Here is a 15,409-nt window from a genome sequence, read left to right as displayed (position 1 = left end):
CGGTAAAATGGCGGTAAATTAGATAGAAAAAGCGGCACGCCCCGATGCATGCCGCTTCCGCTTCTTCATGACTTTCTTAACCGTGCGTAAAGTAGTCCATCATAGCCTTTCTTAACGCGGCTCTCGTGACCGACTGAAGCGTGGTCAAATTGTCGGCCAAGCCCAGCGACGCGAGCGGAGCGACTGCGGACATGATGTTCAGAACCTGGAAGCCGAGCTCGTTGTGGTAGACGTCCCACAGCGTGCCCCACGTGTCGTCGAAGCCGTAGCCGGCTTGGACTAACTGGATGGTGGCGGGTATCCAATCCCAGCCGAGCTGCTTCATGACGCGGGCGGCGTCATTGGAGCTGAGGCCCGCTTCGCGCATGATCGCGAACGGGATCCCTTCGGCGAGATCGGTCAGCATTGCGCTGATGGCGCTGTCCAAATCCGACTGGATGAAGTTCACGCCGATATCGGCCACCGCCTTGAGCGCCTCGTACACTTGCATGTCCGTAAAATAGCGTCGGCCGTCGTACGATTGCATCAGGGAGTGTCCGAGTTGTTCGAGCGTCAGCGGCGAATTTCTCGAGATCGCTTGGGCGACCGTCGGCAGCGTCCACGGACCGCTCGGTCCGAACCACAGATTGACGGCGTAATCGTAAGGATTGCAGTTGACCAGCTTAAGCGCCTTGACCAGATCGTCGAGATTCCTCCAACCCGCGTCGTACAACGACTTGATAAAAATGCTTGGGCGTTCGTCTATCGCGTAAGAGACGGCGACGATATCCGCGAAAGAATAGTTCAAGCTCCGCATCGTCCTCATCACGGTTCCGGCTTCATACATGGTCAGCCCATGACCGATATCGGACAGCGTATAGCCCAACCCGGTCACCGCCGGAATCGTCTCCGTCAACGGGTATTTCCAGATGCCGTCCATTAAAAAGATGGCGTCCGATGCTTTGATTCCGAGATTACGAAGCTGAGCGATCGCCGTCGCGTCCCCTTTTACGATGTCACGCAAAGCTTCCATCATGTCGGAAGTGGAGTACCTGGCCTGTTTCATCGCCATGAGAACTTCGCCTTGCGTCTTGGCCGGCAGGGCGAGCTTAATCGCAGGGTAGGTCAGCTTCGAGATGTAACCGCGCACGCGCAGTTCTTCCGCGATGTCCTTCATATTGTCTACCCCGAAGAGTTGAACGAGCACGCGCGCGATTTCGTCGGCCAGATTCCCGGCGAAGACGTTGTCGATCGCGTTCACGATGTCGTGCCGCGAGTACCCCGTTTGGTACATCAACCGGGCTATCTGAAGCGCGTCGTCGATATTGTAGACTTGCTGAAGGCCGATAAGGATATCGTAGGAGGAACGGCCCCTGCCTCGTTCGTACTCGACGTACAACTGCGTCGTGTCTTTCTGGAAATAAGCTCCGGCGACGGTTACGGCATCCGGAAGGTAAGAAACGGCCATCGATTCGATAAGGGCGAATACCGTGTCCGTCGCGCTTAATCCGAATATACGGACGACCATGCCGACTGCTTCTGAGGTCGGAACGTTCATCGTCTTCAACAAAGCGAAGGCGGATTTAGGCAGACCCAGATTGGCCGCCCGCAACGTCGCTTCCAGCCGGTTCGTCACCTCCGGGAACACGGCCGCGATGACGGCGTCCATCGCCGGCACGGTGTCGGCGTTGAGCTTGCCGTCGTAGTACGTCCGAAGGATCGCGGGCAGCACGTCTTCCCGCGAATAACCTGCGGCATAGATGGCTCTGGCCATGACGATCGCATCGGTCGTGCTGAACGTGGCTTTCAGCGTCATGGCGGCATAAGTCGACGATAAGCGCTGGTCGTACATGCCTTGAGCCATGGCCGAGAACGGGTCGGTCCCGAATACGACGGACACGGCCGCCGTCACTTCCTCCGGTGTATAGGCGACGCCTTGGGCGTTCAGCCAACTCGTCACCTGCTCGATCTTCTGGGAAGTCGAGCCGCCGACCAGATTGCGGAGCGCCTGCGTAACTTCGTTCAGGCTGTAACCCATGCTTTTCAACCCGAAAGCCATTTGATCCCTCGTCACGCCGCGAACTTCCAACAGGAATCGCGAGACGTCCGACGAGTTGTAACCCGCATCCTTGAATTGTTGGCCGTTCAGATTCAGCCCGACGCCGATTTGATTCGTAGTGAAACCCGCGGCGGCCAAATCGGTAATCATCTGGGTTTGGGTCCGCTCGTAGACGTTGCTCAAAATATACGAAAGCTGATAGAACCCGTTCAGGCTGGAAATATACGAGGTTCTTAACGCGAGCGCGGCCTCGGCGGCCGTCGCCCCGTATTCCTCCTTCAGCGTCCGGCCGAGTACGACGAGATCCGGCTGGCTATCCGTAATCAGTCCGGTGTCGCTCATGACCCGGATCATGTCGGGCATCGCGGCCCCGCTCGTGGAGACCATCGCGCGCGCAATCTCTAACTTGCCGAAGGAGGGCAGCAGATCGCTGGCTAAGTTGTAGGTATTCGCGTTCCCGATGCCGATCAGGTACTTGGCGATATCCGTGGCGGAATACCCCGGAATCGCTTGATTCGTCGTCGTATTATAGGCACCCGTCGTGAGCAGCTTGACCAAATTGGGGTTCGACGCGTTGCCGTATGCCCGGGTGGCGAGGCTGTTCAATTGGGGCTTGATATTAGTAAGCTGAAAGCCCATATTGCCCAGCTCGAGAACGACTTCGCTCGCGCGCGCTTGCGTCAGCGGACCGTTCGGCGCGAGATAATTCATGAGCTCGCTCAGACCGAAGCTAGCCTGGGCCAGCGCTTGGGCGATCGTAATCTCTCCCGGAGGCCTCGTCGTAATCGTCGGCACGCCGAGCTGCGCGAGCATGCTCGCGTTCTCCGCGAGCGTTCCGCCGAAGACTTGGCGAACCCCGTGAGCGGCTTGGTCGACCGGATAGCTCCGAACGCTCGTTCCCGACGGCGCGTCCTTCGCGAGCAGATGAGTCATCATCTCCGTCCTCGTATGAATGTCGGGATGCGTCTTGAGCGCGCGCGCCGCCTCGTCCGCCGAGTAGCCGGCATCGAACAAGCTTTGGACGACGTAATAGGTGATGCCCCCGTTGCCCGAGTACATGTACCGGTAGTAGTCCATTAACGAATAGGCGCTCTTTAAGGCCGCATACGGATTGCTCGCGTAAAGAAGACCGTGCAGCGTATCCATGAATGTATATCCCGCGCCGCTAAGCGCGGAAGCGGTTTGCTCTCCGGTCGCGTCGTAAACGAAATGCAGCATCGTTCCCGTGTCTTCGCCGGAATATCCGAACTCCTTGAGCAAGCTAGCCGCCCTGTTCGCATCGTCCGCATAGACGTTCATCAGCGTCTCGCCCGCTTTGGAGGCGTTGTAGCCGGCCGCTTTGATCGCCGCGACGGCCTGCCGGTCGTCGTTGCCGTACACTTCGCGCAGCACCCGTCCGACGTCGTTGGAGAAAGTCGAATAGATGTTCAATATTTTGGCTGCTCTTTCGTTCGTCGTGCCGTAATACTTGCGCATGGACTCCGCCAGCTTCACGTTGGAGAAGAAATAGCTAGCTCGGACGACTTCCACGTCGGTTTTCCCGACTTGCTTCAGCGCCCTTACCCAATCGTCGGAGCTGCCGTTGTTGTTATAGAAGTTTTTGCCCAGGTTCAGCAAATTCAGAATGCGTGCCGCATCCAAGCCGATCAGCAGATGATAGACGCTGACGCCTAGCGGCAGGAGAAGATCGGGCATGTTCTCATTGGTAACCCCGTAAACGGTATACATCGCTTTGATGAGATCGTTCGTATTGTAGCCGCCCTCGAGCATCGCCTTGGCCGCCGCGCTCGCGTTCGCCGCCGCGTTGTTCTTCAAGTCCGTCGCCGCCTGCTCGGCTGTCATTCCCTGCAGCCGGTCGTAGGCGGCTCTGCCCCCGAGAGTGCTGCCGTCGGTAAAGATCCGATAGACGAAAGCGGGAAGCGCCTTATTGTCGGTGGAATGAATCGTTCCCGGCGCATAGCTCAGCTCCAGCGTGTTCGGATTAACGGACGCGCCGAGCGCGAGCTCGACCCGGGTCGCCGATGCCGACAGCGTCGCGCCCGCAATCGAGACAGGCGCGCCGGAGCTCGTCAGCGCGAAGCCCGCAGGCGACTCGGGCAGAGCGGCGAGCGGCTTGCTGAAAAGCAACACCAATTTCGTCAAATCCGGACTGACCATCGCGCCCGTCACCGCGGGCACGTCCGGGATCGTGACCGATACGCTGCCGCCGAAAACATATCCCGGCATCGCGAACGATAGCGTATACGCGGCGCCGCCGGTCAAGAAGCCTTCCGCCCTGTAGTTCGCGCCGCCGTCCGTCGTGCGGACCTTCGAGACGAGGGCGGGCATGCCGTCGGCATTCACCATGACGAGGTTCGCGATCGTCAGATTCGGAACCGCGGGCGCAAGCTTCAGATCGAAGCCGCCGGCCGACGGACTGCCGACCGTCGCAGTTACGCGAGTGACGGAAGAGCCCCCGCCCGTTCCCGTTCCCGTTCCCGCTCCGCTTGCGCCCGAGCCTTCCACGACCGCGCCGCCGACGCTCGCGGTCAGGCCGTCCGCGACGATCGTCTGCGACGGCTTCTGGGCGATCGTGACGCCCGCCGACGTTACCGAGGCCGTGCCGATCGTTCCGTCTCCTTTAATCGTCGAAGCCGCGTCCGCATTGACGGTCCCGACCTGCGTTTGCCGCGCCAACGTGATGTCGGCACCGGCGGCTTGTTCGGTCAGCGTCAGCATATCCACCTTGCCGCTCGCGACGGTCAGCTGCGCGGCCGCCACCAGCACGACGTTCGGGAAATCGCCGTCCAGCGTCACTTCGCCGGTCGTCGACACCGTCACGGTGCCGTAGCTCGCGCTGCTTCCGCTGGCGACTTGAAGCGTGCCGCCCGACTGGACCGTCACTTGATCGACCGCCGTGGAGCCTTCGATGACGACGCGGACTTGTCCATCGACCTTCGTCACGAAGACGCGGGTCAGCGTGGAATTCAAGATGTGCACGCTGTTCTTGCCGCCGCCCTTGATCGTCGTCGTTCCTTCGACGGCGACCCCGTCGAGCGTAACGTCGCCCTCCCCAACCCCTTCGCCGAGCAGCAGATTGCCCTTGATCGTCGCGTTCCGCAGCACGACGTTCGGTACGTTGATCGCGACGTCCCCTTCGTACGTCGTCTTGCCGGAAGCCGGACCGTAAGTCCCCGCTTTATTAATATCCAGAACAAGAGTATTCGTCGACTCGCCGGACTGCTTGCGAACGCGGTCCAATAGGACGACCGATTCGGCGCGCGTCAACGGCTTGCCGGACTTGAACAGATTGCCGTCGTACCCTTTCATGACGCCGGCCTTCACGACGGCGCTGATGGCGCCGCGACTCCACGCCGCCATCTCTTTCGCGTCCGCGAACTTGCCTGCTTCGGCCGTGCTTGCCTTGTCCAGCTTCAGCAAACGCGCCAGAATGACGGCCGCTTCTTCCCGCGTCACGGAAGCTTCCGGGCGGAACGAGCCCTTGCCGTTCCCCTGCATGTAACCCGCCTCTTGCGCCCTCGCCGCATCCAGGGCGTACCATTTCGCTGGCGGTACGTCCGAGAAAGAGACCGTCGCCGCCTTCGAATAATGAAAAGCCCGGTTGATGACGGCCGCCAGCTCCGCCCGCGTCACTTGGCCGTCCGGACGGAATCGGCCATCCGGAAAGCCGCTGACCAACCCTTCTTCCAGCCATGCCTGAATCGCCTTTTCCGCCCAATGGCCGGAAATGTCCGTCCCCGCCGGCGCCGAGCTTGCGGGTTGATTCAACGCCGCGATGACATCCGCGACGGCCGCCGCGCTTGCCTTATTCGTATGGCCGGGAACCGGCAAGTTCTGCACAAGCAACGTAAGGACAAACAGACAGACGACGATCCGCCTGCTCCACGCTTTTATTTTCTTCTCCATCATTTCTCCGCCTTTCGATGCAACCTTATTTCAATTCGACACAATCTCCTTCATCTTAGCGACTCGTGGTAAAATCGCGGTAAAATGGCGCAGAGAAATGTAGAAAACCGCCTCTAACGAAAGCTTGTTTATGGATAGGCAATCCCCGACTGCGAATACTACTTCGGTAGTCCCAATTATCGGAGGGTTTCCCATGAGAATTCTAATGACTTTTGTAATCGGAATTGCGTTCCTCTTCCATATCGGACCGGAGTTGCCCGCCGTGCAGGCCGCGCCGCAAGTGGTTGTGCCTCCCGTCGTAAAGGATGTAGACCCCCAAGAAGACTACAAACCGGAAGCTTACCGCGCAGGCAGAGGAAGCTTCAGGTCCGGAAGAAGCGGCTATACGGGCGGAACTACGAGCGGAGTAAAGAAGCCCGTTGCCAATAATCCAGCGAACAAAGCTCCTTCTGGTGCGACAAACCGATTCGGCGGCGGCTTATTCGGCGGACTGCTTGCGGGAACTTTGCTCGGCAGTCTGCTGAATCCGTTCGGCTTCGGCGGATACGGGAGCGGCGGATTCTCGTTGATCAGCATCTTGTTCTGGGGAGTCATCCTGTTTGTCGCCTACCGTCTGCTGCGCAAGTTCATGAACAGGTCGCGTTAGCGCCGAAACGATCCGCTCAACCGCGCCGAAGCGGCGGTTATCTTGTACCGGATCTGGGGATAGGGGAAGGGGCACTTTTCTGCTATTTTGGATAACTCTTCCTTCTGATTTACGAACATTCAAGTTAGGGCAACGTCTGTGCCATCCTTGTTGGCAGACGTGAGCATAGAGAATAAGTTGGCTCTCTTGATGGAGGAAATGGGCTTTGAAAGGACACCCGAACCAAGCGATTGCACCCTAGTACTCTCTTGGAAGCAAGGCAGCGACTGGTTCACCGTCTATGACGAGTCTTCCGATTCTGGTGAGTTTCAGGATGCGGATGAACTAGCTTCTGCCCTGTCCAGAGAGTTCGGAGCCCATGCGGTCAGCAACATCGTGCTCGACATCGATTTGTTGTACATGAGGCAAGAGGAACGGACAACCGTCGAAATGGACTTCCTATTGCAAGCAGGTAGCGACAAAAAACAATTGGCGGATATCTGGCAGCAGGACTCTGTTGTTGCGGAAGAGAAGCTGGCAGCCTTAGGGGAAATTTACGGTTGGGACATGGATGCTGCGGGAGTCGGCTATTCCAATAAAAGAGAACTATATAGACGGTATTAATGATGCCGTTATTGAACACTGGCGTGAGGTACGGCGGGTTGAGAAGTTATAACGGTATTTTATAGATGTAAATATAAATGGAAAAAATACTACTAATTTCTACGAATAATCAGTTAATTGAAAACTAAAGGGAAAAAATGAATTTAACTCTTCCGAAACACCTCCATTTGGCTATGAGAAGGAAAATAAGCGTACTTTTTCCCTTTAGAAAGTCAGGATTTCGAAATACAGCTTATTTAAATGCATGATTTCCCTCTATATAGACAGTGGCGTGAGGTACGGTTGGTTGAGAAGTTATATCGGTATTTTAAAAGCCGTCAATATAGGTTATAAAGAAAGCGATCGCTTCTACTATTTCCGCGAGAAAAATCCGGCGTCTCCGTTTTATACGGAGTACGGCCCGACCCGACTGGAAATGGGAATGTTCTCTTCCTATTGGGCTCTGGAAGCAGGCGCCCTCCGCTCCAAATGGACAAAATCCAAACAATATCCGATAATACGTCTAACGATATTTTTCGGAGGCTCACCATCATGCAAAAACTAGGCAGGAACGACCCATGCCATTGCGGCAGCGGCTTGAAATACAAGAAATGCTGTTTAAGCAAGGATGAGGCGAGCCATGTCGCTCGAGTCGTTCAACTTCAACCGAAGTCCATCGTAGACATTATTGACCGCGAGTTTGCTTGGCCGAATGAATTGCACAGGCTGATCGCCAAGCATTTTTACAAGCAGACCGACGGTTTGTATGACCCAGAAGAAATCCTCGAGATCCTTCAAATTTGGAATGACTATGCCAACGAGACGGTTCCAATCGTCAAAAAAATCGGCGTATACCCCGCTGCGCTAGAGTATGTCCTCTGCCAAGAATATGGCTATGAGACGACCCAAAGCGAATTAGCCGACAAATATAACATTTCCGTCACGACATTGTCCCAACGCTCGAATCAGATTTTCGAATTTATGAGCGATTATATCGTCCTGCCGCCGAATGCCAAGCCCAACGCGGCTGTTGCCGTGAATGCCTCATCCCCATCCAGAATCAAGATGGAACAGGAAATGCAGAACTTGCATGCCTTGCTCGAGGAGCAGAACTTCTCCACAATGGAGGAAGCTAACGCGTTCCTTCAACAACAGTTGAATAAGAAACCGCCGAAGCGCAAAGCGCTTAGTCCCGCGGAGCAAGCAACCGAATTGCTCTATGCCGCATGGGACGAGCCTAATGCGCAGCGACGGATCAAGCTGGCCCAAGACGCGCTTCGGCTAGACCCGAATAGCGTCGATGCGTACAACATCCTTGCCGATAGCGCGTCCGCCACGCCAAAGGAGAAAGCCTTTTATTACCGACAAGGAATGGCGGCCGGGGAGAAAACGCTTGGAGAATCATTCTTCAAGGAGAACAAGGGGCACTTCTGGGGATACGTGCCGACGCGCCCTTATATGAGAGCGAAGAAAGGGTACGCCGAAACGTGCGCGGAGATGGGGAATATACCCGAGGCCATTAAGCATTACCGCGAGTTGCTCGAGCTGAACCCGAACGATAATCAAGGCGTTCGAGATCTTCTGTTGCCGGCTTACATCGAGACGATGGAGTGGAAGAACGCAGCAGCGTTAATTAAACAGTACGATGACGATGGCAGCGCGACTTTCAGTTACGGCCGAATTCTCGTCGAGTTCGGATTGAACGGGCAATCCGTGAAGCTATCTGAGCTAATCAAGAAAGCAACAGGGCGTAATCCTTATGTGCCTGCGTATTTGCAGGGCAAGAAGCAGCTTCCGCGGGAATTGCCGGAATATATTGGATTCGGCGACGACCAGGAAGCCATCTTCTATGCGCTGCTCAACCGCCATTTGTGGATGGTTCGTCCTGAACTGCTGCAGCTATTGCCGGTCGGACGTAAGTAGCGCAGCGACCGCGCGCAGCAGGAGGACCACTCGTCAAGCTGATCCTGCATTCGGTCGCCGCAATCGGTCGTCCGAGACATACGCCGCGTTACCCAAGCCCGCATTCATCGGCCGGACTTTTTCATCATGCAAACCCCCGGCCGCAAGCGGTCGGGGGTTCCTCTTCAACCGGACGTTACTCCGACACGGCAGACGCGACAGGCTCGGCAGGCACCGCTGGCACGGCTGGCACCGTAGGCTTAACGGTCTTCACGAAGTGCGTCGAATAGCTACGCTCCACGTGCTCGTTGCCCGATTTCGTGAAACGGAGCAGCCGCTTCGGCCCTTTTCCCCAGGACTTATACGCGGTATAAGAAGGCTTCAGATTTAACTCCGTCGCCACTTTACGAAACTCTTTCATGATGAAGCTGAATTGATTGAGGTTGCCGTGAAGAACCCTCTCGAGATAAGGGATTCTTCTGAAGCGCCATTCCTCGACCAGCTTCGGCGTAATCTTCTCCATCGTCAAAAACAAATCCAACGGGCTCGCGAACCCTTTACTGTGAATTAACACATGTACGGTATGACGAACTTTCTTCTGTAGCTCCTGTCTATTCAATCGTAAAACGTTCCTTTCGAATGGTTTTCACTCTCGATCATAATAGCGATTAATAGAATTTTGCAACATAGCCTGCTTTATGTCTACATCTATATCTGAACTCTGCGATTATAATGATGAGGAGAGTGAATTCACGATGAGCAAGGTGATAGAAATGGAACGCAAAGTTACGAAATTCGGCAATAGCCTAGGGATCACCATGACCGAAGCCTTAAAGCAGATCGGCGTTGACATGGGAGATACCGTCACCGTCGACGTAAGGGAAAGCACGGGCGAAATCGTCATCAAAAAAGCGAACAAAGTCACTTTGCCCGCAGGGATTAGCTCCGACTTTATGGACACGCTGTCTCAAGTCATGGAGCAGTACGACGAGACGATTAAGGGCCTAAAGGATCGTTAACATGGCGGACATCCGGTACCTTACCGTTCAAGAGATCATCGCCGTTAACGTCGCGCTCATTCAGAAATACAGTTCGGGGGAGATCATAGGCGTTAAGGACGGGGGCTTGCTGGAATCGGCCGTCTTACGTCCCCGCTCCCCTGCCTTTGGCGAAGACGCCTATCCCGCTTTGTTCGATAAAGCCGCATCGCTTTTCGAATCTCTCGGGCAAAACCAACCTTTTCACAACGCCAACAAGAGAACGGCCTTCGTTGCTCTCGTCCTCTTTCTTAAATATAACGGCCGTAAATTCGGTATGGATCAGAAGGCTGCCGAGGATTTTACGGTGGACATGGTGAATCATAGGTATTCGTTTCTTGAGATTGCGGAAATCATCGAGAAGCATAGTGATGGTTTGTCTGAGACCTAATTTTCTGCTGAGCGCTCTTCATTCAACGCCGCGATAGCCCATTTTCCTATAACCTTTAATCCGTTTCTTATACATGCCCATCAGAACAGGCTCCTGTAGGTCAATGTAGTCATAAATTTTCACTTCTTGCTTATTTGCATGAGCCCGATGCAATCTACCGGCATATTGCTCCAGTGAACCCGTCCATGATATGGGATGAACCAAGAACAAGGTGTCCAGCCTCGCATCGTCGAAGCCTTCGCCAATTAATTTTCCTGTTGCGATCAGCACCCTCTCTTCCGTGTCAGGGACATTTGCTATTTGCTGGCGAACAGCCTCTCTTTGCTTCTTCCCCATGCCACCACGAAGAACAATGATATTTCGGGCAAAATGACGTAGTCGATCTTCAAAATATTCCGCGTGGGAAGTCCGTTCGACAAGCAACAGCGGGGATCGTCCTTCTTCCAGACTTTGCAGAATATCGTTAAAGATCATCGTATTGCGTTCTTCATCCGTCACTAAATATTGATACACATCTTGAATTCCCGACTTTTCCATGTTTATAGGCATCTTAAAGCTCGTATATCGGGGAACCACCGTCAGCGAAAACCCGCGAGAATTCCCTATCATTTTGGCGTCAATCTTCATGCGAATGGGTCCAAGCTGCATTGCAACAATTGCCTCTTGGCCATCTTGGCGCTTTGGCGTAGCCGTGAGTCCAAATACGTACTTTGCCTTAGCTTTCATAAGAACTTGCTCGAAGCTGTAAGCAGATACATGGTGGCATTCATCTACGATAACTTGCCCGTACTCATCGATCCATTCCTTGACTTCGCCTTTGTAGTTCATACTTTGAATTACCGCAATATCCACAATACCTGTTCGGCTGTCCTTTCCGCCCCCGATCATCCCAATGGAATGCTTCGGCAAATCCAAAAATGTCTGCAGTCGCGATTTCCATTGATCCATCAGCTCCCGTCGATGAACAAGAATCAATGTATTGATCTGACGCTTTGCGATAATACTCGCGGCAACAACCGTCTTGCCGAATGCCGTAACGGCGGAGAGGATCCCGAAGTCATGGGCAAGCATGGCCCTGGACGCAGTATCTTGAAGTACCGTCAAAGAACCTGTAAAAGCAGCATCGATTCGGTTTCCTCCGCCCCGTTTATCCTCGACATTCACTTCTACATTGTTCTGCTGAAAAAGATCCATAACCACCTGATAGCATCCTCTTGGTAAAGCAATATATCGGGCAAGATCTTCTGCACAACAAATAACCCTAGGTTTACCATAGGTGGAGAGCCTCATGGCCTGCGTTTTATAAAAATCCGGGTTTGAAAAAGAAGCCAGCCTCATAAGTCTGTTAATAGCTCCCGAGGCGAGCCCTTCTTTACTTATATAGAGCCGATCGGACAGTACGATCTGAATCGTCGCCGGTAAATCCAGCTTCCAAGAATCTTGGGAAGACTTACCCTTTCCTTCCCAAGGCCGTTCATCCTCATCGTCATCCGCATTCTGTAGACCCGCATGAAGATCTCCCTCGGAGGCATGAAGTTGAATAAACCTAGACACTTCCTCCTCTTTCATTTTGCCCAATCCGGCCAAGAAGTGCCATTGATCTTCATAAGGTTCAAACTTGTGATCGACGAAGACGCTGTTTCCATTTTTTCTTGGCCCGCCCTGAAGCGGTAAAGCAATCAGATTGCCGAAGCCCCCTTTAGGAAGAGTATCCTGGTTAGGAAACAGACGGTCGTAAGAGTCCAGACCGAGCTGATATCTATTTTTCATTGTAAGTGTCAAGAGGGTTGAACCGAATCTTCTAGCCCAGCCCGCATCTATCGGTTCCTTGAAAAATATCCAGATGTGCCCGCCATTTCCGGAGCGTGAGCGTTCAAGCGCTGCGGGAATGCTATTGTCTTTGCAAACCTGCATAACCGCCGCTGCGTCCTCTTGCCAGTTCTTTTTATCGAAATCCATGGCTAGGAACCAGCAACTCTCATCCAGCAGCATCGGATAAATCCCTATTGTCTTATCCTGTCTTGCATCCAAGTGCTTTGAAATGACTTCGTCTGTAATGGGGAGAAAATGCTGATGGGCACATGCAGAGCATTTCACTTTCGGCTTCTGGCAGACTGCTGTCCATTCATTGCCGCAGGCCGGCGAGTAGCCCGACTTTCCCTGCTTATTGCTCCATCGATTCGGATATACATCCTCACGCCCGCGGAAATAGCTTTGATATAACGCAAGCTTATCCTCAACTTTTGAGAATTGGTGAACGATTGCAGGTTCTTTCTTTTCCGTTGTGTCCAAATGATCGCGTCGATCGGTTAAGTCATCTTGCTCTTGTTGCGCAAGGTTCACATCAGACTCAAGTGACAGCATAGCTAATTGGTTGCTAAGGCTCTTGACCTCGCGCTTTAACCTAATCTGTTCCTGTTTAAGCGCTTCGATTTCCACCAACGCGGCTTCATACTTTTGCTGAATGTTATCCATTGGTACACGTCCTTGTCGTTGCGCATTCCAAGTCACGTTTGAACTCTTCTATTACATTTTACCGCAGAACTCGCGATTATATCATCCATTCCAGAACTCACTAAAATTAATTTACGAAATGACTCGCTTAGTCTTTCTCAAGAAGAATTAGCCGAAGCCCTCAATCAATTACTGCATTTGGCTTTTGATTATGCGACAGAGGCTGACAAACCACTATTGTATACGACCGGGCAAATCGCAACCTATTTCGGGGTATCAACAACGACGATCAATAACTGGTTGAGAGACAAGCGTATTGTTTATCCTGGATTAGATGATAAACAGTCTTATAAACAAGCTAGAATCCCCGATACTGCCACCTATAAATCCACGAACGGTAAAGAAACCGTTCTCCGCGAAGTCATTCAAGAATATGAACATCAGAAAGCACTTGAACCAGAATATGATGAAGTCGATCGAATGAAGAGCCTTGTACAGGCGCTATTAACCTTTGAAGCCAAGTATGGCGGCAAATATGAGGAAGTTTCGGCGCGTTTGGGAGATCCACAGTCCTCAGCCGATTGGAAATGGGCTCGCGATGCCGATGAATGGAGTTATGTGATAAAGGAGATCACGCGTGAACGGTAGCCCGCGGAGCAATCTTAACCAAACAATAATAACGAAACAGGCTGCCGACAATTCGGCAGCCAGTCTATTTCTACGCTATATATTCCAGTCATTACACCGACACGGCTTCGCGAGCCGTCTGCAACGGCGCGTTCTCGCTTAGACCAAGCGCCTCTGCCGTCGAAGCATGAATCTCGCGCAGAAGCTCCGGATTGTCCATGAGCGATACGCCATAAGAAGGAATCATTTCTTGGATCTTCGGTTCCCACCCTTTCATGTGCAGCGGGAAGCATTTCTTCATAACCTCGAGCATGACGTGGACGGCAGTCGAAGCACCCGGAGAAGCGCCTAGCAAGGCCGCGATCGAACCGTCGGCCGCGCTGATGACTTCGGTGCCGAATTGAAGCGTTCCTCTGCCGGCTTGCGTGTCCTTGATGACTTGCACGCGTTGGCCGGCTACGACGAGATCCCAATCTTCGATTCTGGCGGTCGGGATGAACTCTCGCAGTTCTTCCATGCGCTTCTCTTTCGACAACATCACTTGCTCGATCAGGTACTTAGTTAATGACATGTTCTTGGCGCCTGCCGACAACATCGTGACGAGATTGTTCGGCTTGACGGAAGTGACCAAGTCGAACATCGAACCGGTCTTCAAGAACTTCGGCGAGAAGCCGGCGAAAGGTCCGAACAGCAACGATTTCTTATTGTCGATAAATCGGGTGTCCAGATGCGGCACGGACATCGGAGGAGCTCCGACCTTCGCTTTGCCGTAGACTTTGGCATGATGCTGTGCGACGACTTCCGGATTATTGCACACCATGAAGATCCCGCTGACCGGGAATCCGCCAATGCGTTTTCCTTCGGGAATACCGGACTTTTGCAACAGATGCAGGCTTCCGCCGCCGCCGCCGATAAACACGAACTTGGCCGTATGGCGCTCGACGATTCCTCTGTCGTTGCGGATTTTCAATTCCCACGAACCGTCGCTCGTACGCTTCATATTATTAACGCTATGATTATATTTGATATCGACGTTGTTGTCCTTCAAGTGTTCGAACAAACTGCGCGTTAAAGCCCCAAAATTAACATCGGTACCCGTGTCGATTTTGGTTGCGGCGATTGGTTCGTTCGGTTGACGATTCTGTATGATAAGCGGAATCCATTCCATCAGCTTGGCAGGGTCATCGGAAAATTCCATCCCTTGGAACAGCGGATTGTCGGACATCGCTTCGAAACGATTTTTCAAGAACGCGACGTCCCGTTCCCCTTGCACCATGCTCATATGAGGCAGCGGCATGATAAAGTCCTGCGGATTGCGGATCAGCTTGCTGTTCACGAGATAAGACCAGAACTGCATGGACAGCTGGAATTGTTCGTTAATCTGAATCGCTTTGCTGATATCCACGGATCCGTCCGGTTTCTCGACCGTGTAGTTCAGCTCGCACAGCGCCGCATGTCCCGTTCCCGCGTTATTCCACTCGTTGGAGCTTTCCTCGCCCGCGTTCTCGAGCTTCTCGAACACCGTAATTTCCCATTCCGGTACTAGCTCTTTCAGAAGCGTCCCTAAAGTCGCGCTCATGATGCCGGCACCGATTAGAATCACGTCTGTTTTCTTTTGTATGTTGCTCATGTTTATCCGTCCTTATTCCCTGCGTCTTTTCTGGTTCAATTTCACTCTCTCTATTTTATCACTATTAGATATAGATTAAAATAATGTCCTTGTGCCAATGTTGGAAGAAGACAGGGCTAGTTGTAGATAAGAGATTTCTTATGCGAACCATTTGAAACCGACTATCGCCCGCGCGACAAAAGCCGACCTCATGTGG

Annotated in this window: 10 protein-coding genes; 6 read left to right on the top strand and 4 right to left on the bottom strand. The window is 53.3% G+C overall.

Annotated elements, in window-relative coordinates; translation table 11 throughout:
- Positions 1-76: 76 nt before the first annotated feature.
- Positions 77-5,944, bottom strand: coding sequence for an S-layer homology domain-containing protein (locus ACFPPD_RS23115; RefSeq protein WP_209745922.1), 5,868 nt, complete (start codon positions 5,942-5,944; stop codon positions 77-79).
- A 193-nt stretch (positions 5,945-6,137) separates the two neighbouring features.
- Here ACFPPD_RS23115 and ACFPPD_RS23110 point away from each other — a divergent pair, with 193 nt between their 5' ends.
- The 3 genes from ACFPPD_RS23110 to ACFPPD_RS23100 all read left to right on the top strand — a co-directional run bounded on the left by ACFPPD_RS23110 (position 6,138) and on the right by ACFPPD_RS23100 (position 9,095).
- Positions 6,138-6,590: a hypothetical protein gene (locus ACFPPD_RS23110; RefSeq protein ID WP_209745920.1), complete on the top strand. Its 453-nt coding sequence runs from the start codon at positions 6,138-6,140 to the stop codon at positions 6,588-6,590.
- Positions 6,591-6,779: 189 nt separating this feature from the next.
- On the top strand, positions 6,780-7,193 hold the full coding sequence (locus tag ACFPPD_RS23105) for a hypothetical protein (protein ID WP_209745909.1): 414 nt from the start codon (positions 6,780-6,782) through the stop codon (positions 7,191-7,193).
- A gap of 531 nt (positions 7,194-7,724) precedes the next feature.
- Complete coding sequence (locus tag ACFPPD_RS23100; protein WP_209745982.1) at positions 7,725-9,095, top strand: SEC-C metal-binding domain-containing protein; 1,371 nt, start codon at positions 7,725-7,727, stop codon at positions 9,093-9,095.
- A gap of 175 nt (positions 9,096-9,270) precedes the next feature.
- Here the strand turns inward: ACFPPD_RS23100 and ACFPPD_RS23095 are convergent, their stop codons facing one another.
- Positions 9,271-9,615 carry a hypothetical protein gene (locus ACFPPD_RS23095; RefSeq protein WP_209745907.1) on the bottom strand — a complete coding sequence of 115 codons (345 nt, stop codon included), beginning with the start codon at positions 9,613-9,615 and terminating at the stop codon, positions 9,271-9,273.
- A 214-nt stretch (positions 9,616-9,829) separates the two neighbouring features.
- Here ACFPPD_RS23095 and ACFPPD_RS23090 point away from each other — a divergent pair, with 214 nt between their 5' ends.
- Complete coding sequence (locus ACFPPD_RS23090; RefSeq protein ID WP_209745905.1) at positions 9,830-10,093, top strand: AbrB/MazE/SpoVT family DNA-binding domain-containing protein; 264 nt, start codon at positions 9,830-9,832, stop codon at positions 10,091-10,093.
- Position 10,094: 1 nt separating this feature from the next.
- Positions 10,095-10,502, top strand: coding sequence for a type II toxin-antitoxin system death-on-curing family toxin (locus ACFPPD_RS23085; RefSeq protein ID WP_209745903.1), 408 nt, complete (start codon positions 10,095-10,097; stop codon positions 10,500-10,502).
- An 18-nt stretch (positions 10,503-10,520) separates the two neighbouring features.
- On the opposite strand, the gene ACFPPD_RS23080 is transcribed toward ACFPPD_RS23085, so the two are convergent.
- Complete coding sequence (locus ACFPPD_RS23080) at positions 10,521-12,977, bottom strand: TOTE conflict system archaeo-eukaryotic primase domain-containing protein (protein ID WP_209745901.1); 2,457 nt, start codon at positions 12,975-12,977, stop codon at positions 10,521-10,523.
- Between the two features lie 216 nt (positions 12,978-13,193).
- Here ACFPPD_RS23080 and ACFPPD_RS23075 point away from each other — a divergent pair, with 216 nt between their 5' ends.
- On the top strand, positions 13,194-13,604 hold the full coding sequence (locus tag ACFPPD_RS23075) for a hypothetical protein (protein WP_209745899.1): 411 nt from the start codon (positions 13,194-13,196) through the stop codon (positions 13,602-13,604).
- A gap of 91 nt (positions 13,605-13,695) precedes the next feature.
- Here ACFPPD_RS23075 and ACFPPD_RS23070 read toward each other — a convergent pair whose 3' ends face one another.
- Entirely contained in the window at positions 13,696-15,213 is a 1,518-nt protein-coding gene (locus tag ACFPPD_RS23070; protein WP_209745897.1) for a malate:quinone oxidoreductase, read from the bottom strand.
- Positions 15,214-15,409: the final 196 nt, after the last annotated feature.

This window comes from Cohnella suwonensis (assembly GCF_042655365.1).
GTDB classification, from domain to species: domain Bacteria; phylum Bacillota; class Bacilli; order Paenibacillales; family Paenibacillaceae; genus Cohnella; species Cohnella suwonensis.
This window is presented reverse-complemented; position numbering and strand designations above follow the sequence as displayed.